The organism is Lentzea waywayandensis, assembly GCF_900115955.1.
Taxonomy (GTDB): domain Bacteria; phylum Actinomycetota; class Actinomycetes; order Mycobacteriales; family Pseudonocardiaceae; genus Lentzea; species Lentzea waywayandensis.
The window spans coordinates 408,578-429,258 of sequence record NZ_FOYL01000006.1; the positions used below are offsets into that span (position 1 = coordinate 408,578).

Here is a 20,681-nt window from a genome sequence, read left to right on the forward strand (position 1 = left end):
CCGCAACACACGGCTGATCGACGCCCACCACGTCGAGCGGCCGCTTGACTTCCAGGGATGTCTCGGGCTCGCAAACCATGATCCACAGCACTGAAGAGGAGCAGGAGAATGAGTACGGAAAAATGCAAAAAAGCAGGCCGAGACGAATCTCGACCTGCATCTCTGGAGTACGCCGCCAGGGACTCGAACCCCGGACCCGCTGATTAAGAGTCAGCTGCTCTAACCAACTGAGCTAGCGGCGCTTGTTTGTGTGCCGGAGTCTTGCTCGTTCCGACGGGAAGAACGTTAGCACAGCGCCTCCACGCGTTCCCAATCGGCTGGTCAGCACTGGTCTGGAGGTGTATCGGCACGTAACGATCCGGCCACTTGCGCAACTTCGGCCCACCCCCTGTCGTCACCTAGTCGGGGGACGCCAAAACGACTTCGTGCAGGCAGTCTCGGGAGTGGCGACAAGCAGATCGGAAGTACGTCGATGGGGATGTGGGGCAGGCGCGGTCGTGGGGTCGTCGCAGCGGGCGTCGCTGTGATGCTGATCGCAGGCTGTTCAGGGGGCGGCGACAGCGGGACCGGAGGCGCCGGCGGGGAGTCGAGCGCTCCTCCTCCGCCGCCGAAGCCGGTCACGCTGACACTGGCGCTGAACGACGGCGCGGCGGACGTGTCGCCCGGTCTGCCGGTCATCGCGACCGCGGCGGACGGGAAGCTGACCGACGTCAAGCTGACGAACCCCGAAGGCAAGGCCGTCGAGGGCAAGATGAACCCCGAGTCGACGCAGTGGACGAACACCGAGCCGCTCGGGTACTCGAAGACGTACAAGCTGTCCGCCACGGCGACCGGCGAGGACGGCAAGCCGCAGACCAAGGAGTCGTCCTTCACCACGGTGAAGCCGCGCACGCTCACGTACGTGTCGACGAACCCGCAGGACGGCACCACGATCGGTGTCGGCCAGCCGCTGGCCTTCTACTTCGACGAGCCGGTGGCCGACAAGGTCGCGGCCGAGAAGATGCTGGAGATCACCACCGAGCCCAAGGTCGAGGGCGCCTTCTACTGGTTCAACAAGAAGGAGGTGCACTGGCGTCCGGAGAAGTTCTGGAAGTCGGGCACCAAGATCACGATGAACATCAAGGTCTACGGCAAGCACATCGGTGACGGCATCTACGGCCAGGAAGACCGCACGATCACCACGACCGTGGGTGACGAGGTCATCTACGAGGCCGACGGTCAGTCGCACCAAGTCAACGTCAAGGTCAACGGCCAGGTCGTCAAGACCATGCCGACCTCGATGGGCAAGCCGGCCGACGCCACGCCCACCGGCACGTACGTGCTGATGGAGAAGCACGACCACATGATCATGGACTCGACCACGTACGGCCTCGCGCTGGAGAACGGCGGCTACAAGACGCCGGTCGACTGGGCGTACCGCATGTCCAACAGCGGCATCTTCTTCCACAGCGCGCCGTGGTCCATCGGCGACCAGGGCAAACGCAACGTCAGTCACGGCTGCCTCAACCTCTCGCCGGAGAACGCCAAGTGGGTGTTCGACAACAGCAAGCAGGGCGACATCGTGACCGTCGCCAACTCCGGTGGCCCGGCGCTGGAGTCGTGGGACGGCTTCGGCGACTGGCAGGTGCCGTGGGCCACGTGGGTCCAGGGCAACCGCTAAGGATCTAGGAGACCGTCACCTGGCCGCCCGACACGGCCAGGTGACGGTTCACCTGCACCGCTTCCAGCATCCGCCGGTCGTGCGTCACCAGCAGCAACGTGCCGGGGTAGTTCTCCAGCGCCGACTCCAGCTGCTCGATCGCGGCCAGGTCGAGGTGGTTCGTCGGCTCGTCCAGCACCAGCAGGTTCACCCCGCGGCCCTGCAGCAACGCCAGCGCCGCCCGCGTCCGCTCACCCGGTGACAGCGACGCCGCCGGACGCTTCACGTGCACCGCCTTCAGCCCGAACTTCGCCAGCAACGTGCGCACGTCGGCCGGGTTCATCTCCGGCACCGCTTCCTCGAACGCGTCCACCAGCGGCAGGTCGCCCAGGAACAGCCCGCGTGCCTGGTCCACCTCGCCGACCACGACGCCGGAGCCCAGGGTCGCGTACCCCGAGGTCAGCTCGACCCGGCCCAGCAACGCGGCCAGCAGCGTCGACTTGCCCGCGCCGTTCGCGCCGGTGATCGCGACCCGGTCCGCCCAGTCGATCTGAAGGTCCACCGGGCCGAGCCGGAAGCCACCCCGTTCGACCACGGCCGCCCGCAACGACGCCACGACGGCGCCGGACCGCGGGGCCGCGGCGATCTCCATCCGCAGCTCCCACTCCTTGCGGGGCTCCTCGACGACGTCCAGGCGTTCGATCATGCGGTCGGTCTGGCGGGCCTTCGATGCCTGCTTCTCGGTGGCGTCGGCACGGAACTTGCGGGCGTTCTTGTCGTTGTCGCCCGCCTTGCGCCGGGCGTTCTTCACGCCTTTCTCCATCCACGACCGCTGCATGCGCGCACGGGCCTCCAACGAGGCCTTGGTGTCCGCGAACTCCTCGTAGTCGTCGCGGGCGTGCTGACGGGCCCGTGCGCGTTCGTCGAGGTACGACTCGTAGCCGCCGCCGTACAGGCGCACGGAGTTCTGGTGCAGGTCGAGCTCCAGCACGCTGGTGACCGTGCGGGCCAGGAACTCGCGGTCGTGCGAGACCACGACGGTTCCGGAGCGCAGGCCCGTGACGAACTTCTCCAGCCGCTCCAGGCCGTCGAGGTCCAGGTCGTTGGTCGGCTCGTCGAGCAGGAAGATGTCGTAGCGGCTCAGCAGCAACGACGCCATGCCCGCGCGTGCGGCCTGGCCGCCGGACAGCGAGGTCATCAACGCGTCGAGGCCCACGGTCAGCCCGAGGTCGGCGATGACCTCCAGGGACCGTTCCTCGAGGTCGGCGCCGCCCAGTGCGAGCCACTGGTCCAGCGCGTCCGAGTAGCCCTCGTCGTTGCCGGCGGTCAACGCCTCGGTCGCCACGTCCAAGGCACTTTGGGCGTCCGCGACACCAGTCCGCCGGGCCAGAAAGTCCCGCACGGTCTCGCCTTCACGGCGCTCGGGTTCCTGCGACAGGTGCCCGACGTTGGCCGACGGCGGGCTCAGCGACACGCGACCCTGCTCGGGCGGGATCAGGCCGGCCAGCGTCCGCAGCAACGTCGACTTGCCGGCGCCGTTCACGCCGACGAGCCCGATGACGTCGCCGGGAGCGACCACCAGGTCCAGCCCGGAGAACAGGACGCGGTCACCGTGACCCGCGGCGAGATCCTTGGCAACCAGGGTGGTCACAGCGCGCTCCGATGGCTGGGGGTCCGGGGGCTTGCCCCCGGCGTGGGGTCTGGAGGCTCGGCCCCCAGGAAACACAACGAAGCCGGACTATGTTCGCGCTTTCCGCGAACATAGTCCGGCTTATCCGGGTGAGTGACGGGACTTGAACCCGCGACACCTGGGATCACAACCCAGTGCTCTACCGGCTGAGCTACACCCACCATTGCCAGTCGTTGACCGGCGAGGAAAGCATAGCAACGATCGCCACCGATATTGAAATCGGGGGTCAGTCGGCGTTCTTGAGCAGGTCAGCGGCCACGGCCTGGGCCTGCTCGGACGACGGACCCGGCTGCGGCACGAACGCCGTTCGCCGGTAGTACGCGAGCTCCCGGATCGACTCGACGATGTCGGCGAGCGCCCGGTGCGCGAGGCCCTTGCCCGGCTGCGCGTAGTAGATGCGCGGGTACCAGCGCCGGCACAGCTCCTTGATCGACGACACGTCGACCATGCGGTAGTGCAGGTGCGCGTCCAGCGCGGGCATGTCGCGGGCGATGAAGCCGCGGTCGGTGGCGATGGAGTTGCCGGCCAGGGGAGCGGTCCGCGGGTCGGGGACCCACTCCTTGATGTAGGCCAGCACGGCGGCCTCGGCCTCCTCCATCGAGACGGCGGACGCGCGCACCTCCTCGGTCAGGCCCGACTTGGCATGCATCTCCATGACGACGTCCGGCATCGAGGCGAGCACGTCGTCATCCGCGTGGATCACAATGTCCACGCCGTCGCCGAGCACGTTGAGCTCGGCGTCCGTGACCAGTGCCGCGATCTCGATCAGAGCGTCCTTGCCCAAGTCGAGTCCGGTCATCTCGCAGTCGATCCACACCAGACGATCCATCACGCCGGAAACATTACTGCGCGAGGGCTCAACTTCGAGTGGCGGCGTGCAGCAACCTGGTTACGCTCCTCGTGCATGACGGCTCAAGCTGAGATCGCTGCCGGGTACGCGTCCGAGAGCGCGGCCATCGAACTCGGCGCCGTGCTGGTCGACGGCACCGTGGAGCCGACCGCACACGTTCGCATCCCGTTGGCCATGGTCAACCGCCACGGACTCGTCGCGGGCGCAACGGGAACCGGCAAGACGAAGACGCTCCAGTTGCTCGCCGAACAGCTGTCCAACAACGGCGTGCCCGTGCTGATGGCGGACGTGAAGGGCGACTTGTCCGGTCTGTCGCAGCAGGGCGGCGTCAGCGACCGGACCACGGCCCGCGCCAAGGACACCGGCGACGACTGGCAGCCTCAGTCGTACCCGACGCAGTTCCTGTCGATCGGCACCGGCGGTCTCGGCGTGCCGCTGCGGGCGACGATCACGAGCTTCGGGCCGATCCTGCTGTCGAAGGTGCTGGGCCTGAACGACACCCAGGAGTCGACGCTCGGCCTGATCTTCCACTGGGCCGACAGCCGCGGCCTGCCGTTGCTCGACACCAAGGATCTGCGCAGTGTCATCCAGCACCTCACCAGCGACGAGGGCAAGGCCGATCTCAAAGGCATCGGCGGCGTCTCCAGTTCCACGGCGGGTGTGATCCTGCGGGCCCTGGTCAACCTGGAGGCGCAGGGCGGCGACAGGTTCTTCGGTGAACCGGAGCTCGATCCGGCCGACCTGATGCGGCAGCGCGACGGCAAGGGTGTCGTGAGCCTGCTGGAACTCGCGGAGCTCCAGGGCAACCCGGCGTTGTTCTCCACGTTCCTGATGTGGTTGCTGGCGGAGCTGTTCGAGACGCTGCCCGAGGAAGGCGACGTCGAGAAGCCCAAGCTCGTCTTCTTCTTCGACGAGGCGCACCTGCTGTTCTCCAACGCCTCCAAGGCGTTCCTCGACCAGATCACCCAGACCGTGAAGCTCATTCGCTCCAAGGGAATCGGCGTCTTCTTCTGCACGCAGCTGCCGACCGACATCCCGAACGACGTGCTGTCGCAGCTCGGCGCGCGCGTCCAGCACGCCCTGCGCGCGTTCACGCCGGATGACCAGAAGGCGTTGGCGCGCACGGTGAAGACGTACCCGACGACGCCGCACTACGACCTGGAGAAGGCCCTCACGTCGCTCGGCATCGGTGAGGCGATCATCACCGTGCTGAGCGAGAAGGGCGCGCCGACTCCGGTCGCGTGGACTCGCCTGCGGGCTCCACGCTCCTTGATGGACACCATCGGCAACGACGCGATCAAGCAGGCTTCCCAGGCGTCAGAGCTACACGGCAAGTATTCGGAGACCATCGACCGCGAGTCGGCCTACGAGCAGCTGATGCGGAAAGTCGCGCCGCCGCAGGAAGAACAGCAGCAGCAAGCCCCGGAACCCCCTCGTCAGGAGAAGGAGGAACCGGGGATGGTCGAGAAGGTGCTGGGCAACAGCGCCGTGAAGTCGTTCCTGCGGTCAGCCGGCAGCGCCCTGGCGCGCGAGATCACGCGAGGTCTGTTCGGGACTTCGCGCAAGCGACGCTGACAGCACGGCCGCGCCGATGCAGAGGGCGCCCGCGACGTACCAGGCCAGGTCGTAGCTGCCCAGGTGGTCGCGGGTGAGCCCGGCCGCCGAGGCCGCGACGGCCGCGCCGAGCTGGTGCGACGCGAACACCCAGCCGAACACCACAGGCCCGGACATGCCGAAGTACTGACGGCACAACGCCACGGTCGGCGGCACAGTCGCGACCCAGTCCAGGCCGTAGAAGATGATGAACACCAGCATCGACGGGTGTGCCGACTCGCCGAACAGCTGGGGCAGCAGCATCAGCGAGAGGCCGCGCAACGCGTAGTAGCCCGCCAGCAGCAGCCGCGAGTCGACGCGGTCGGTCAGCCAGCCGGACGCGATCGTGCCCACGATGTCGAACACGCCCACCAGCGCCAGCAGTCCGGCTGCGGTCGTCGTCGGCATGCCGTGGTCGTGCGCGGCGGGGATGAAGTGCGTGCCCACCAGGCCGTTCGTGGACGCGCCGCAGATCGCGAACCCGCCGGCCAGCAACCAGAACGGCCGGGTCTTCGCGGCCGAGGTCAACGCACTCAGGGCACGCTTGGCCGCACCGCCGGACGGCGGCGGGGGAGTGTCCTCGGTCGCGCCGAGCGGCAGCAGGCCCACGTCACGCGGGTACTCGCGCAGGAAGAAAGCCGCCAGTGGCACGACGGCCAGCGCGGCGATGCAGATCATCAGCGACGCGGCCCGCCAGCCGTAGCTCTCGGACAGCCACGCCACCGTCGGCAGGAACACCAGCTGACCGGCCGCGCCGCCCGCCGTCAGCACACCCGTGACCAGGCCGCGGTGCTTCACGAACCAGCGTCCGGTGATCGTCGCGACGAACGCCAGCGCCATCGAGCCGGTGCCGAGTCCGACCACGACACCCCAGAGCAGGACCAGCTGCCACGACGCGGTCATGAACACCGTCAGCCCGCTGCCGATCGCGACCATCGTCAACGCGCAGGTCACGACGACCCGCACGCCGAACTTGTCCATCAGCGCGGCCGCGAACGGCGCGGTCAACCCGAACAGCAACAGGTTGATCGAGATGGCGAGGGAGATCGTGCCGGTCGTCCAGCCGAACTCCGCCCGCAACGGCTCGATCAACGCGCTGGGCGCCGCGCGGAACGACGCGGCACCCACCAAGGCGATGAAGGACACACCTGCGACAACCCAGGCCCAATGCAGTCTCACGCCGACAAGGTTCGGTGATGGCGGATCCTGCGACCAGTGGCCCGATGGCCAACATGTGAAAGAATCAGGCCATGCACCGGATCGCCGTTCTCGCGCTCGAGCAGTCGGTCGCCTTCGACATCGGCAGCTCCACGCACATGTTCGCCCGGCTCGCGGACCGCTACGAGGTCGTCGTCTGCTCGCCGGACCGCCGCCCGATCCCCACGACCGGCGGCTTCACCATCGCGCCGGAGCACGGCCTGGAGGTGCTCAAGGACGCGGACACGGTGCTCGTGCCGGGCACCCACTACAAGCCCGCACGGGAGGGGTGGCTCGAACCCGCCGTCCTGGAGGCGCTCACGACGACGAACGCGCGGCGGATCATGTCGATCTGCACCGGGGCGTTCGTGCTCGCCGCGGCGGGACTGCTCGACGGCAGGCCCGCGACGACGCACTGGGGCACCACCGACCAGTTCCGCGCGCTCTACCCGAAGGTGCGCCTGAACCCGGACGTGCTGTTCATCGACGACGGCGACGTGTTGACCTCGGCGGGTGTCGCCGCGGGCATCGACCTGTGCCTGCACGTCATCAGGTCCGACCACGGCAGCGAGGTCGCGAACTGGATCGCCCGCTACTGCGTCGTCCCGGCGTGGCGGCAGGGCGGCCAGTCCCAGTACGTCGACCGGCCGGTGCCGAGCTACCCGGACACCTCGACCGCGCTCGCCCGCGAGTGGGCCTTGGAGCGCCTCCAAGAACCGCTCGACCTCGCCGCGATGGCCGCGCAGGTGCGGATGAGCGTGCGGACGTTCACCCGCCGGTTCCGCGCCGAGACCGGCATGTCACCGGGCCAGTGGCTCGCCCAGCAGCGCGTCGACCGCGCCCGGCACCTGCTGGAGTCCACCGACCTGCCGATCGACCAGGTCGCGAACCACGCCGGGTTCGGGACGGGAGCGGCGTTGCGGCAGCAGCTCGCCGCGTCGATCGGGGTGTCGCCGAGCGCGTATCGTCAGACGTTCCGTTCGGCCTGATCCTCCACAGAGGACTCATTGATCAGGAACGGGCGCAACAGATCCGGCACGGCCTCGTCGGCCAGCGCCAGGCCGTCGGCCTCACCGACGTCCGTGACGTGGTAGACGCCCGCGCCCGCCGCGGTGGTCGCGCCGATCGTCACCAACCCGCTGCGGCGCTGGAAGAACGACCGGTGGATGCGCCACCCGATGATGCCGGTGCGCTGCAACGCGACCGTGCTGCGGACGAGAGAGTTGTTGCGCGTCACCAGATAACGCTCGTCCAGGGCGTTGCCGAGCGAGCGGTAGTTGTCCCAGCCGACCAGCGCGGCGAACGGGATGATCGCCACCGGGATCGGCCACGCCCACGACGGCGCGAAGATCGCGAGGCCGACCGCGATCACGGCCCACGGCATCACGTGCCGGAACATGCTGCGGCGCAACGCGGCGAACGGGTGCTTGCGCAGCGTCAAAGTCGTCGGGTCGTTGTCGACCTTCAGCACGTCCCGCGACACCTCGTGCGCCACCGACAGCGGCGCGGGCGGCAGCAGCAGGTTGCTCTCGCCCTTCGAGCCGAGGCCCGTCGTCACGGCGGCGAGCTTCGCGCCCTTGCCGGCGCGCACCAGCAGCGGCTCCTGGATGTCGACGCCGCGAAGGCGTTGCTCCTCCACCGAGACCGAGCGGGTGGTGAGCAGACCCCGTTGCACGCGCAGGGTTCCGTCCGGCTCACGGGTCAGCTTGTAGTTCCAGAACTGAAGGATGTAGAGCGGGATCGACAGGATCAGCCCGACGACGGCCAGCACGATCAGGAACCCGGCGAAGAGCGCGAGACTGGGGTTCTCGAACAGCCACTCCCACAGGTCCTGCACCGGGTGCAGGCCGAGGTCGTCGGCGTAGTTGGACAGCACGCCGAACACCGCGCCGATCGCGACGAGGCCCGACAACGACAGCGGCGCGAACTTCAGCCACTTCAGGTCGAGCTGTGAGATGACCTCGGATTCGGGCGCCGGAACCGGTTCCGCGTCCACGCCCTCCGCGGTCTGCGCCGGGCGGGTCGCGACTCCCTTCCGCAGCAACAACAACCGCAGCCGTTCGGCCTCCTGCTGCGTCACCGCGTCGAGCGTGAGGCCGTCCGTGCCGGGGACGTCCTGCTGCCCGGTACCGATCCGGACCGCGGACAGCCCGAAGATCCGGTGGCCCGGCTTGGAGGTGAGGTCGACCGTCCTGATGCGATCACGCGGCACCGCGAGCTGCTTGCGGGTCAGCAGACCCGTGTGCAGCTCGACCTGGTCGTCGGTGATGCGGTATTTCGTGGTGCGCCAAATGAGATAGCTGAACGCGAGGATCGCCGCGACCGTCGCGCCGCTGGCGATGAGCCGCCACTTCTCGCCGTTGCCGGTGAACAGCAGCACGAGGATCGGCACCAGCATCGCGATGCCCTCGTTGAGCGGCCGCACGACCAGCATCCGCACGTGCAGGCGGTGCCATTCCTGCAGCGGCTCGGTGAACTCCGGCGCGGCGGGCAGTCCCGCGGGAACCTCAGCGTTCACGTGGCATCACCAGGAGTGGCCTGCGTCGTGTTCGTCAGTTCCACCACGAGCCTCTGCGCGACCTCGTGCTCGAGGCCCTCGATCTCCACGGGACCGGCGGCCGACGCCGTCGTCACCGTGACGGTCGACAGGCCGAGCAACTGCTGGAACGGCCCGCGCTTCGTGTCGATCGTCTGGATCCGCGACACCGGCGCGACTCTCCACTCCTGGTTCAGCCAGCCGGAGAGGGTGTAGACGGCGTCCGGCGTGGTCTCCCAGCGGTGCACGCGATAGCGCCAGCTCGGTTCGACCGCGGTGTGCACGATTCCGACGACCAGCGTGGCGATCATGAGCACCAGCTCCCACGTGGGCGGGTTGCTCACCAGCAGGAACACGATCAGCTGGGGCACGAAGAGCACGAGCCAGAAGACGGCGGCCTGCATCGTCCACAGCAGGACCGACTTCGGGCTCACCTGGTGACGAGGCGTGCGCAGTTGCAGAGTCACCCCACAAGGGTGCCTCACCCGTACCTGGTGGTGTGGCCAGGTGCGTCAATTGGTGTGTCGGTGCCGGGGTGGTCCTGCTTGCGAGGGAGGCGGGACCACCCCGGCTCAGACGATCCGATCAGGGCCGGGCGCAGTACGGGGGAGTGAAGATCGCTCCGGGTTCGTCAGCCGAGGCCGCGCCCGACATCGCCAGCAGCGCCCCCAAACTGAGGATCACGGCCGCGGCGGTTCGAGCGATAGTGTTCAACTTCATTAAGGGGCTCCTTCGTTAGGTGGCGGCCGTGGATGAGGGCAGGAAGTCGTTGACGAGGTTCGGTGCGCGGTTGCGGGCGGTCCGGCTGCAACGCGGTTTGTCGCAAAAGGACCTCGCGTGCCCCGGCGTCTCGATGAGCTACGTGTCCCGGCTGGAGTCCGGCGAACGGGTGCCGTCGCCCACCGTCGTCCGCAGACTCGCCGAGGTGCTCGGCGTCGACCCGTCCGAGCTGATGGTCGACGAGGACCGCACCGCGATGCAGGACGAGGCCCTGGCGTGGTGCGAGGCGCTGCTCGCGTACCACGACGGTGACCTCGTGATGGCCGTCGATCTGCTGGAAACGCTGGGAAAGCGGTCCGACGAGGAGATGTTCGGCTGGTGCGTGCGCTGGACGCGCCTGGTGATGCTCGCGCGGCAGCGAGACCACGAGGGTCTGCTGCTGGCGGGGGCGAAGTTGCGCAAGTCGTGGTCTCCCGGTCCGGCGGTGGACGCGCTCGTGGAGATCCTGCGCGCATCCTCGTTGCGGCGCCTCGGCCGGACGGCCGAATCCGTGAAGGCCGCGACCGAGGCCGTCGAGCTGGCGAGCGGTGACGGCGAACGGGTGCGTCGCGTTCACACGCGCGCGCTCATCTCGTTGTGCGCGGAACTCACCGCGGCCGGCCGCCTGGCGGATGCCGAACAGGTCGTGGACCAGCTTTCCGCGCGGCTGCCCGAACTCGGCCGCGACCGGCTCGCGATCTCCACGTGGTGGGTGCGCGCCAAGGTCGCGGATCGCCTGGGGGACCGCATGGAGGCCGCGCACTGCATCCGCGAGGCCGTCGCGATGCTGGACGACTTCGACGGCGATCCCGAGTACCGCTGCCGCGTCCGCCTGGCCGGAGCGTCCATCACGCTGCGCACGCCGGGAGCGAACCTCGACGACGTGGTGGCGTTGCTGGACAAGGTGGAAACGACGGTCGCGGCCATGCGCCGCCAGGAGAACCTGCTCGCGCACGCTCGCGCGTTGCGGGCGGAACTGGCGTTGCGCGACGGCGAGGTCGACCGGGCACGCGAGCTCGCGGAGGTCGCGCTCGCCACCGGACAGCTCGACGCCGAGCAACAGCTGCGGTGCCACCTGCTGCTCGTGCGGGCGGCGGACGAGGTCGACGCGGACGGCGGCGCGGACGCGCGCACGGCACTCGCCGCGCTGCTGGAACACATCAACCCCGAAGGCGTCGACCCGCTGCTGTGGCGAGACGTGGCACGCATCGCTTTGCGCAAGCACTAGTGCCGGGGGCGCTAGGCGGCGTTGCCTGGTCATGACCGCCCCTCGCTCATTAACTGGACACCTTGTTAACGGAGCATGACACAGACCAGTTACCCATCACATCACCCAATTGCACCGCGTGAAGGTGGGTAAAACACCCGGGAAGCGGCAGTTCCCGGTCATCGACAAGCGACCGAACGGGCGATGGCCCGCCTGTCCGGTCGGACCAGTAGTCAACGACTTGACAGAGAATGACTAGCTGGTGGTGAGGTTCATCCACCAGACGATGGCACCGGCGCGGCCGTTGACGTCAAGCGTCGTGTAGATGCGCTGGAGGTGGTTCTGCACGGTCTTGGGGGACAGGCCGAGCGAGTCCGCGATCATCGCCGTGCTCGCCCCGGCGGCCACGAGCCGCAGCACCTCGATGCCGCGTTTGGTGAGTCCCGCTCGCAGAGCGCGGGCGATCCGGGTGTTCGTGTGTTCCGCGGTACCGGTTTCGTGGAGCTCGCCGGTGTGCGGGAGGCGCACCACGGTGTCCTCGCGCTTGGGCTCGAAACGCCTGTGCGCCAACTGTTCCACGAGTCGTGACGACAGGTCGTGCTCGCGCATCCGCAGAAGATCGCGGCCCTCTTGCAGTTCCCACAACCGATATTGCTCCAGTTGCAGCCGCGCGTGCCGCAACGCCCGTTCCAGATCGCCGGCCCGTTCGTGCGCCTCGCTCAGCTGCTGGTGCGCGTGCACCGCTACTTCCCGTGCCAGGCAGCTCATCGCGAGTTCGGCGGCCTGGGTGAGCTGGGCGATCTGCTCGGGGTAGCGCGCCCGCGCTCCACTCAGGCGTGCCCGCGCCATCAACGCCTCCGCCCGCGCCACCGGGCGGTTCCTTCCGGCAAGCAACTGGTCAGCGCGCTGCCAGCTGCGGTGCGCACGGTCAAGTTCACCCAGATCGATGCGCACGTGTGTCAGCAGGACGTTGACCATCGCCATCCGCACCGGGTCGCCGAGCGTCTTCCAGCGGTCGCGGACCTGAGCGCACAACGCTTCCGCACGGCGGATCTTGCGCACGCACGGCTCTCCGTCGAGGCTGCAGCGGTTCTCCTCGGTGCGGATCATGCAGTGCTCGTGGTACTGCATGCGCATCACCCGTGCCTGTTCGAACAGCACTGAGCCGATCAGCTCGTTGTCGCCGGTGAGCTCCGCGAGACCCAGCGCGCGGGCGAAGGAGTTGAAGCTCCGCTCCCGCGAGTCGAGCCGCAGTTCCACCACGGCACGGGAAAAGCTGCACCGCGCCTGGAGTCCGATGTGGCGGTTCGCCGCCGCGATCTCCTGCACCTTGTCGATCGTGTCGAGCGCGCTGGGCCACAGCCCCCGCTTGCCGAGCGCCACCGACTGCGCCAGCACGCCCTCCGCCACGCCCTCGACGTCGTCCAGCCACGCGAACGCGGCCACCGCCTTCTCCGCGTACTCCAACGCCTCGCCCGGCCTGCCCTCGTCCAGGGCGATACGTGCCTCGCGCAGGTTGTGCACGGCGTTGGAACGCGGATCCGCGGTCCTGCCGGGAACCGTCATGGTGAAGCCCCCTCATTCGGAGGCTGACTCTAGTGGTGATCGCGCAATTGACGTTTCAACACTTTTCCGGCTGCGTTGCGCGGCAACTCGTTGACGAAGAAAACATCCCGGGGAACGGAGTATCGCGCCAGATTCGCCTTCACGTGTTCACGTATGTGTTCGGCCGTCAGGGTTTTTGCGCCGACAACGAACGCCGCCAGGCGCTGGCCCCACTCCTCGTCCGGCACGCCTAGCACCGCGACCTCCGTGACGCCGTCCAGGGTCGAAAGCAGCTCCTCGACGTCGTGCGGGTAAACGTTTTCACCACCTGACACGATCATCTCGTCGTCGCGGCCGGCCACGAACAGCAAGCCGTCCTTGAGATAGCCGAGATCGCCGGTCGACATCAGGCCGTCCAGCGACTCCTTGCTGGTGCCGTTGGTGTAGCCGTCGAACAGCATCTCGTTGCCGACGAAGATGCGCCCGGTCTCGCCCGGCGTCACGGGTTTGCCCTGATCGTCCACAATGGCCAGTCTGGTGCCGAGCGGTGGCTTGCCCGCCGTGCCGGGTTCGCGCAGCATCTCCTCCGGCGTCGCGATGCTCGCCCAGCTCACTTCCGTTGAGCCGTAGAGGTTGTAGAGCACCGGGCCGAACTCCTGGAGCGTGCGGGCGGCGACGCGGGGCGGCAGGGCGGAGCCGCTGGAGGCGATGATCCGCAGGTTCGGCCGGTGTGAGTTCTCCAGCATGCGTTGCAGCATCACGGGAACCACGAACATCGCGGTGCACCTGTCGGCGTCCTTCAACGCCTGCGCCGGGTCGAACCTGCGGCGCAGCACCAGGGTGGCGCCGAGCACGAGCCCGAGCTGGAACGCGGCGAGGCCCCACGCGTGGAAGAGCGGGGAGGTGATGGAGATGACGTCGCCGTGCTTGAGGGGGATCCGCGACAGCAGCGCGGCGGCCGGGGCGAGGCTCGCAGGCTCCGGCCTGCGCGCGCCCTTCGGTGTGCCGGTGGTGCCGGAGGTGAGGATGATCAGCCGGCCGCGCGGAGGCCTGCGGGGCAACGAGGTCGTGGGCCCGTTGGTGATCAGCGACTCGAGCTCGTCGGTGAAGAACACCGGGATGTCCGCGGGCAGGGCGTCGGCGAACTCGCGGTCGGCGACGATCCTGCCGATCTTCTGGTCCTGCGCGACCTGGGCCAGTTGTCCTGTGCTCAGGCCGGTGTTGAGCAGCACGGCGTCCGCGCCGATCTTCGTGCACGCGGTCATCGTCTCGATGAAGGCGCGGCCGTTGCGGCACAGCAGGCCGACGCGTTCCTTGGGGCGGAAGGCATGCGCGAGCCGGCTGGTGCGCTCGTTCACTTCCGCGTACGTGAGCTCGCCGTCGTCGTCGATGATCGCCGCACGGTCCGGGTGTCGTCCCGCGCCCGTCTGGAAGCCCCACGCCAGCGTGATGTCCCATTGCAGATACCCGCGCACGGTGCCGGCGAGCCCACGCGGGCCCAACGGCCGGATCACTCCGGCTTTGACCAGGGTCAGCAGCACGCGGGTCACCATGAGACCCACTCTGCCATCTACCTACTAGCGAGTAGATAACGGTGTGACGGCGGTCACATATCAGTGTTGGACGCGCTCACGACCGCGTCGCGCAACGCCGCCCGCAGTCGGCCGACCTCCAGCGGAGTCAGCACGGCGGCCTCGCCCGGCGGCACGGTGATCACGATGTGTCCCTGGCTGACGAACACCGTCATGTCCCGTCGGCGCGAAGCGATGTCGCGGCAGCTCACCTGCCACTCCTCTTGGGCTCCCACGGGTTTCTTCCTCCAGCTCACTCGGCGCACCAGGCCCGGTGATGCCGGTGCTCGCGTCAGTAGAGACGCGCGTCACCGTTGGTCATGACGGAGGTTTCGCGTTCTCCGTTCAGCGACCGTGCCGAGCTGCGGATAGCGTCGCACGTGGGATGAGACTTGGTCACCTGGAGGGGTGAAAATGGCGGAACCGCAACGCATCGTGATCGTAGGGACTGGCCTCGCCGGTGCCTCCGCGGCCGGCGCGCTCCGAGACCGCGGCTACGGCGGCAAGATCACCATGTTCGGCACCGAGCACCACCGCCCGTACGAACTTCCCGCGCTGTCCAAGGACGTGCTGCTCGGAAAGGCGACCGAGCCCGCGTGGGTGCACGAGCCGAGCTTCTACTCCGACAACGAGATCGACCTCCGGCTCGGCGTGTCCGTGCTGGAGCTGCGGCCCAGCGATCACACGATCGTGGACTCGGATGGAGCAGTGCGTCCCTACGACCGGTTGCTGCTCGCGACCGGATCGCGCCCGCGCGTTCTGCCTGGCGCGCAAGGACATGTGCTGCGCACGCTGGACGACTCGCTGGCGCTCAAGTCCGCGTTGCGCGAAGGCAGGCACGTCGTGATCGTCGGTGCGGGCTGGATCGGGTGCGAGGTGGCGTCCGCCGCCCGCACGCACGGCTGCCGCGTCACGGTGGTCGACCCGCTGGCCGAACCGCTGGTGCGCGTGCTGGGTGCCGAGATGGGCGCGATGTTCCGCGGCCTGCACACCGAACACGGCGTGGAGTTCAAACTGGGCACCGGTGTCGCGAGCTTCTCGCCGGCGGGTGTGCGCCTGGACGACGGCACCGAGCTGCACCCGGACGTGACGGTGCTGGCCGTGGGGGCGACACCCCGTCTCGAACTGGCCGAGGCCGCCGGTCTGGAACTGGCCGAGGGCGGCGTCGCGGTGGACGCGCTGCTGCGCACGTCCGCGCCGGACGTCTTCGCGGCCGGCGACATCGCGGCGCAGGACCACCCGCGCTACGGCCACCGGGTCCGCGTCGAGCACTGGGCCAACGCGAAGGACCAGGGCACGCACGTGGCCGGGCCGTTGATCGGGCTGGACGAGCCGTACCTGAAGTCGCCGTACTTCTTCACCGACCAGTACGACCTGGGCATGGAGTACCGCGGCCTCGCCGGACCGGACGACGAGCTGGTCGTGCGCGGCGACGTGGCCTCGCGGGAGTTCATCGCGTTCTGGCTGCGTGACGGACGGCTGCGGGCGGCCATGAACGTCAACGTCTGGGACCACGGCACGGCGCTGAAGGCGTTGGTGGACGCGCAGGCGACCGTGACGCCGGAGCAGCTGCGGGACGCGGACCTGGGCGATCTCGCCTAGTCCGGCTAGATGCAGGAGCCGTGCATCGGGCCCTCGCCGCGCGAGAGGTCCTGCAGGGCCTTGCGAATGACCGCCATCTCCTCGGCGGTGAAGCGGGAGTGGAAGGCGCGTTCGACCTCGGCGAGCGCGTCACCCGCCTCTTTCTGCAGCTCCCGGCCCTTGTCGGTGATCATCGGCGTGCGCACCCGCCGGTCGTTCGGGTCGGGGACGCGCATGACCAGGCCGATCCGCTCCAGCTTGTCGAGCTCGCTGGTGAGCGTGGTCTTGTCGAGCCCGAGCATCGCGCCGAGCTTGAGCTGGGTGCGCTGGGCTTCCTCGTTGGCGAGCGCGCCCAGCACCAGCTGACCGCGCAGCGAGATCCCGAACTTCGCGATCTCCTCGGCGTACGCCGCGCCCACGCGCTGGGTGGCTCGATGCAGCAGCCAGTTCAAATCCCACTTCTCCAAGCAGGCTTCGACGAGTTCCGGCTGCTCCTCCATGTGTCCCATCGTACATCCCAGGAGAGATGTTCTTAGCTCGGAACATCTTGACTCGGAAGTTCTTCGCTCGTATGTTCCGAGTATGACCAATCTGCTTCACCTCGACTCGAGCATCCGTTACGAGGGGTCTGTGACCCGCGAGATCTCCGGTGCGTTCGCCGAGAACTGGCGTGCCGCGAACCCCGGTGGCGGCTACGTCCACCGCGACCTGCACGCGTCGCCGATCCCGCACAAGGACGGCACGGACCAGGGCATCGCCGCAGACCTGATCGCCGAGGTCGACGCCGCCGACGTGCTGCTCATCGGCGCGCCGATGTACAACTTCTCGATCCCCTCGACCCTGAAGGCCTGGATCGACCAGGTCGCGACCTCCGAGCACTTCGCCCGTGAGGACGGCACGTTCGCGTGGGGCGGCAAGCGCGTCGTCGTCGTGACGGCCCGCGGCGGCTCGTACAAGCCGGGCACGCCGCGCGAGGGCTTCGACTTCCAGGAGCCGTACCTGCGCGCCGTGCTGTCGATGGTCGGCCTCGACCAGAACCTGGAGTTCGTGCACGCCGAGCTGACCCTCGCGGACGTGGTGCCGCAGATGCACCAGTTCCGCGAGCTCGCCGTCGAGTCGCTGGCCGACGCGCACCGCGTGGTCAAGGAACTCGCCAGCGCCTAGCCTCGGCCATGTGATCGACAAGGTGGCTTGGATCTATCTGAACGACGGCCGCGTGCTCGGCACCCGGTCGGCAGGCAAGGACACGTACTACCTGCCCGGCGGCAAGCGCGAGCCGGGGGAGTCCGACGTCGAGACGCTCGTGCGCGAGATCCGCGAGGAGCTGTCCGTCGAGATCGACGCGGCGTCGGCGAAGCACCTGGGGACGTTCGAAGCGCAGGCACACGGCCACACGTCGGGGGTGACCGTGCGCATGACCTGCTACACCGCGTCGTTCGACGGGGAACCGGTGGCGTCGGCCGAGATCGAGGAACTCGCCTGGCTCACCACCGCCGACGCGGACCGGATCTCACCGGTCGACCGGATCATCTTCGCCCACCTGAACGAGGCAGGGCTTCTTCGCTGACCCTCTGAAACGCGAGAAGAGGAGAGCGCTGCTCTCCTCCCACTTCAACATATAGCGCACCCGGGGTCTTGCCACAAGACCCCGGGTGTACTTCATCATTTCCCAGCCAACGTCATCTACCTGGGGAAATGGGGAAGACTCCATGATCGACGTCATCATCGCCGGCGGTGGACCGACCGGCATGATGCTGGCCGGCGAACTGCGGCTGCGCGGCGTGAGCGTGGTGGTGCTGGAACGGGATCCGGAGCCGACAAAGGTCGTCCGGGCGCTCGGCCTGCACGCGCGCAGCATCGAGATCCTGGACCAGCGCGGCATCGCCGACCGGTTCCTGACAGCAGGCCAGACGCACCCGCTGGCCGGGTTCTTCGCGGGCATCGACAAGCCCGCGCCGGAACGGCTGAACACGAAGTACCCGGTCGTCCTCGGCCTGCCGCAGCCGAACATCGAGCGCCTGCTCACCGAGCACGCCGTCGAGGCCGGCGCCGAGATCCGGCGCGGCAGCACGGTGACCGCGTTCGCGCAGGACGACGAGGGTGTGACCGTCGACCTGGCGGACGGCACGTCGTTGCGGACGCGGTACCTGGTCGGCTGCGACGGCGGCCGCAGCACCGTGCGGAAGCTGGCCGGCATCGACTTCCCCGGCGAGCCGTCGCGGGTGGAGACGCTGCTGGGGGAGATGGAGATCGGCATCCCCTGGGAGGAGGCGATGCCGCTGATGCTGGAGGTCCGCAAGACCCAGAAGCGGTTCGGCATCGGACCGATCGGCGGCACCGCGACGTACCGCGTCATCGTGCCCGCCGAGGGGGTGAACGAGGACCGTGCGGTCGTGCCGACCCTGGACGACTTCAAGGAGCAGCTCGTCAAGATCGCCGGGACCGACTTCGGCGTGCACGCGCCGCGGTGGATGTCCCGCTTCGGCGACGCCACCCGGCAGGCCGAGCGCTACCGGTCCGGCCGCGTGTTCCTCGCCGGCGACGCGGCGCACGTTCACCCGCCGACCGGCGGCCAGGGGCTCAACCTCGGCGTGCAGGACGCGTTCAACCTGGGCTGGAAGCTCGCCGCGGCCGTGCACGGCTGGGCTCCCGCGGATCTGCTCGACACCTACGAGGCCGAACGGCATCCGGTCGCCGAGGAGGTGCTGAACAACACCCGTGCGCAGATCGAACTGATGAAGGTCGAGCCGGGACCGCAGGCGGTGCGGCGGCTGTTCACCGAGCTCGTGCAGTTCGAGGAGGTCAACCGCCACCTGATCGAAAAGATCATCGCGGTCTCCGTCCGGTACGACCTCGGCTCGGAGAACGACCTGGTGGGCAGGCGGATCGGCGACCTCGCGCTCAAACGCGGCGGGCTCTACGACCAGATGCACGCCGGTCGCGGCATCCTGCTCGACCAGGCAGGGACGTTGTCGGCCGGCGGCTGGGCGGATCGCGTCGACCACGTCGTGGACGTCAGCGAGGACCTCGACGCGCCCGCCGTGCTGCTGCGGCCGGACGGGCACGTGGCGTGGGCCGGCGACGACCAGGCAGCCCTGGAAGGGGAGTTGGCCCGCTGGTTCGGGGCGGCTGCCGGCTGAGCACCCGGCGCGGGCACGGGGAGCCCCGTCCGCTCGTCCGGGACGTTCGCTGAGGTCACCCGTTCGAGGGCCGGAGGCGCTTTGTCACACTGTGCGGCGTGTCCGAGCCGATGACAGCCGTGCTGCTGCGCGCAGCCGAGCTCACCGCCTCAGGGAAGCCGCGGCAGGCGATCGACCTGTTGCGGCCCCTCGTGGCGGCGAATCCTCGGCACGCCGAGGCGTGGTGCCGGCTCGCCGCCGCCCACCTCGACCTCGGCGAGGCGGACCAGGCGCTCGACTCGGCCAAGCGCGCGATGGTGCTCGACGGCGAGCCCGCCTGGCCGCAGCGGCTCGCGGCCCTGGCGCTGAGCGACCTCGGCCGGCACCAGGAGGCGGCGGTCGCGGCGCGGGAGTCCGTGCGGCGCAAGCCCGGCGACTGGCGTTGCTACGTCGTGCTCGCCGAGGTCCTCGCGGACAACCCGGACGGCGCCGTGGAGGCGTTCGACACGGCCCTGCACGCCTCCCAGCTCGCGCCGACCGAGGCACGGGCGTTCCAGGTGCTCGGCGACGCGGCGCTGCGCATGCGCGACTGGGGCACCGCTGAGCACGCCTACCGGACGGCGATCAAGCTCGACCCGTCCGACGCGGACTCCAAGGCGAACCTCGCGACCGTGCAACGGCGGCGTTCGTCCCGGCCCACCCAGCTGCAGCTGAACAAGGTGCAGGTGTGGCGAGCGCTGCGCATGCTCTCGTTGTTGCTGGTCGGCGGCGGTTTACTCGCGTTGATCGCCGGCATGCCCAGGCCGACGCCCTACCTGGGGTTCTTCACCGGCGCGCTGGTGCTGTGCTGCCTGGTCGTGGCGTTGCGGCTGCGTCCGTTCAAGCTGCTCTTCAGCCTGCGCAAGCTCGCCGTGACGGTGTCCCTGCTCGCGGCATCGGCCCTGATCCTGGTCGGCTGGACCGTCGCGTTGTTCTTCGGGGCCACCACGATGCAGCCACTTGTGCTTTCCTGGTTGTGCGCTGTCGTGGGGGGAGCGCTCGTCTACGTCGGTGGAGGCAGGAAGCGGTGATGCGTCGCAACGCGGTCGCGCTCGCGTTTCTGCTGTTCCTCGGACAGCTGTTCATCGTCGCCGCGCCCGCCGAGCCCGTCACCGCCGGTTCCGTCATCCGGCACGGCCACGACTTCGCGAACCTGCCCGTCACCGCGCCCAAACCGCACAACCCCCAGGCAGCCCAGGTCCCGCAGGCCCAGGTGCCGTCCGACGTGCCGCCGGTCGCGAAGCCCACGATGCCGCTGCGGTTCGTCGTCTCCTTCGCCCGGCGCGTGCACCGCACGCCCGAGGGCATCCGCTGGACTCCGCAGCCTGCTCGTTCGCCGCCTTCCGGTCGCTGAA

The 20,681-nt window shown here is 68.8% G+C and carries 19 protein-coding genes and 2 tRNA genes; 10 read left to right on the plus strand and 11 right to left on the minus strand.

Going from position 1 to position 20,681, the window contains the following annotated elements; translation table 11 throughout:
* Nucleotides 1–168: 168 nt before the first annotated feature.
* Nucleotides 169–242, minus strand: a tRNA-Lys gene (locus tag BM417_RS25135).
* A 284-nt stretch (nt 243–526) separates the two neighbouring features.
* On the opposite strand from BM417_RS25135, the gene BM417_RS25140 reads away from it, so the two are divergent.
* Entirely contained in the window at nt 527–1,660 is a 1,134-nt protein-coding gene (locus BM417_RS25140; protein ID WP_245822146.1) for a L,D-transpeptidase, read from the plus strand.
* Between the two features lie 4 nt (nt 1,661–1,664).
* On the opposite strand, the gene BM417_RS25145 is transcribed toward BM417_RS25140, so the two are convergent.
* The 3 genes from BM417_RS25145 to orn all read right to left on the minus strand — a co-directional run bounded on the left by BM417_RS25145 (nt 1,665) and on the right by orn (nt 4,161).
* Nucleotides 1,665–3,290: an ABC-F family ATP-binding cassette domain-containing protein gene (locus BM417_RS25145; RefSeq protein ID WP_093599050.1), complete on the minus strand. Its 1,626-nt coding sequence runs from the start codon at nt 3,288–3,290 to the stop codon at nt 1,665–1,667.
* Between the two features lie 127 nt (nt 3,291–3,417).
* A tRNA-His gene (locus BM417_RS25150) sits at nt 3,418–3,490 on the minus strand.
* Nucleotides 3,491–3,555: 65 nt separating this feature from the next.
* Nucleotides 3,556–4,161: an oligoribonuclease gene (orn, locus tag BM417_RS25155; RefSeq protein WP_093599053.1), complete on the minus strand. Its 606-nt coding sequence runs from the start codon at nt 4,159–4,161 to the stop codon at nt 3,556–3,558.
* A gap of 72 nt (nt 4,162–4,233) precedes the next feature.
* Between orn and BM417_RS25160 the strand changes: the two genes are divergently transcribed.
* Entirely contained in the window at nt 4,234–5,754 is a 1,521-nt protein-coding gene (locus BM417_RS25160; RefSeq protein WP_093599056.1) for a helicase HerA-like domain-containing protein, read from the plus strand.
* Here the strand turns inward: BM417_RS25160 and BM417_RS25165 are convergent.
* Nucleotides 5,686–6,951: an MFS transporter gene (locus tag BM417_RS25165; RefSeq protein WP_245822147.1), complete on the minus strand. Its 1,266-nt coding sequence runs from the start codon at nt 6,949–6,951 to the stop codon at nt 5,686–5,688. The two genes, BM417_RS25160 and BM417_RS25165, sit on opposite strands and share 69 nt — an antisense overlap.
* Nucleotides 6,952–7,022: 71 nt before the next feature.
* Between BM417_RS25165 and BM417_RS25170 the strand changes: the two genes are divergently transcribed.
* Nucleotides 7,023–7,958, plus strand: a complete 936-nt coding sequence (locus BM417_RS25170) for a GlxA family transcriptional regulator (protein ID WP_093599059.1) — start codon at nt 7,023–7,025, stop codon at nt 7,956–7,958.
* Here the strand turns inward: BM417_RS25170 and BM417_RS25175 are convergent.
* Together BM417_RS25175 and BM417_RS25180 are read right to left on the minus strand one after the other, a co-directional pair.
* Nucleotides 7,937–9,487, minus strand: coding sequence for a PH domain-containing protein (locus BM417_RS25175; protein ID WP_245822148.1), 1,551 nt, complete (start codon nt 9,485–9,487; stop codon nt 7,937–7,939). The genes BM417_RS25170 and BM417_RS25175 overlap by 22 nt on opposite strands.
* Nucleotides 9,484–9,966, minus strand: coding sequence for a PH domain-containing protein (locus BM417_RS25180; RefSeq protein WP_407656173.1), 483 nt, complete (start codon nt 9,964–9,966; stop codon nt 9,484–9,486). Before BM417_RS25180 ends, BM417_RS25175 begins: the two co-directional genes overlap by 4 nt.
* A gap of 287 nt (nt 9,967–10,253) precedes the next feature.
* Here BM417_RS25180 and BM417_RS25185 point away from each other — a divergent pair, with 287 nt between their 5' ends.
* Nucleotides 10,254–11,492 carry a helix-turn-helix domain-containing protein gene (locus tag BM417_RS25185; protein WP_177320589.1) on the plus strand — a complete coding sequence of 413 codons (1,239 nt, stop codon included), beginning with the start codon at nt 10,254–10,256 and terminating at the stop codon, nt 11,490–11,492.
* Between the two features lie 234 nt (nt 11,493–11,726).
* Here the strand turns inward: BM417_RS25185 and BM417_RS48710 are convergent, their stop codons facing one another.
* Genes BM417_RS48710 through BM417_RS25200 form a run of 3 tightly spaced genes read right to left on the minus strand, consistent with a single transcriptional unit; the run spans nt 11,727 to nt 14,823 of the window.
* The gene (locus tag BM417_RS48710) at nt 11,727–13,037 is read right to left on the minus strand and encodes a LuxR family transcriptional regulator (protein ID WP_218164552.1); all 1,311 of its coding nucleotides are present in this window, start codon (nt 13,035–13,037) and stop codon (nt 11,727–11,729) included.
* A gap of 29 nt (nt 13,038–13,066) precedes the next feature.
* On the minus strand, nt 13,067–14,569 hold the full coding sequence (locus BM417_RS25195; RefSeq protein WP_177320590.1) for an AMP-binding protein: 1,503 nt from the start codon (nt 14,567–14,569) through the stop codon (nt 13,067–13,069).
* A gap of 53 nt (nt 14,570–14,622) precedes the next feature.
* On the minus strand, nt 14,623–14,823 hold the full coding sequence (locus BM417_RS25200; protein WP_093599065.1) for a hypothetical protein: 201 nt from the start codon (nt 14,821–14,823) through the stop codon (nt 14,623–14,625).
* 178 nt (nt 14,824–15,001) lie between these two features.
* On the opposite strand from BM417_RS25200, the gene BM417_RS25205 reads away from it, so the two are divergent.
* Nucleotides 15,002–16,189 carry an NAD(P)/FAD-dependent oxidoreductase gene (locus tag BM417_RS25205; RefSeq protein WP_093599068.1) on the plus strand — a complete coding sequence of 396 codons (1,188 nt, stop codon included), beginning with the start codon at nt 15,002–15,004 and terminating at the stop codon, nt 16,187–16,189.
* Nucleotides 16,190–16,194: 5 nt separating this feature from the next.
* Here the strand turns inward: BM417_RS25205 and BM417_RS25210 are convergent, their stop codons facing one another.
* Nucleotides 16,195–16,668 carry a MarR family winged helix-turn-helix transcriptional regulator gene (locus tag BM417_RS25210; protein ID WP_093599071.1) on the minus strand — a complete coding sequence of 158 codons (474 nt, stop codon included), beginning with the start codon at nt 16,666–16,668 and terminating at the stop codon, nt 16,195–16,197.
* An 82-nt stretch (nt 16,669–16,750) separates the two neighbouring features.
* Here BM417_RS25210 and BM417_RS25215 point away from each other — a divergent pair, with 82 nt between their 5' ends.
* From BM417_RS25215 to BM417_RS25235, 5 genes are all read left to right on the plus strand, one after another.
* The gene (locus BM417_RS25215) at nt 16,751–17,332 is read left to right on the plus strand and encodes an FMN-dependent NADH-azoreductase (protein ID WP_093599074.1); all 582 of its coding nucleotides are present in this window, start codon (nt 16,751–16,753) and stop codon (nt 17,330–17,332) included.
* A 10-nt stretch (nt 17,333–17,342) separates the two neighbouring features.
* Nucleotides 17,343–17,735, plus strand: a complete 393-nt coding sequence (locus BM417_RS25220; protein WP_093599077.1) for an NUDIX hydrolase — start codon at nt 17,343–17,345, stop codon at nt 17,733–17,735.
* Between the two features lie 142 nt (nt 17,736–17,877).
* A complete protein-coding gene (gene rox, locus BM417_RS25225) occupies nt 17,878–19,308 on the plus strand; it encodes a rifampin monooxygenase (RefSeq protein WP_093599080.1) in 1,431 nt (476 codons plus the stop codon).
* A gap of 98 nt (nt 19,309–19,406) precedes the next feature.
* Nucleotides 19,407–20,357 (plus strand): tetratricopeptide repeat protein, encoded by a 951-nt coding sequence (locus BM417_RS25230; protein WP_093599083.1) that lies wholly within the window; start codon nt 19,407–19,409, stop codon nt 20,355–20,357.
* Complete coding sequence (locus BM417_RS25235; RefSeq protein ID WP_093599086.1) at nt 20,357–20,680, plus strand: hypothetical protein; 324 nt, start codon at nt 20,357–20,359, stop codon at nt 20,678–20,680. The genes BM417_RS25230 and BM417_RS25235 overlap by 1 nt, the downstream gene beginning before the upstream one ends.
* The last annotated feature ends 1 nt before the right edge of the window (nt 20,681 follow it).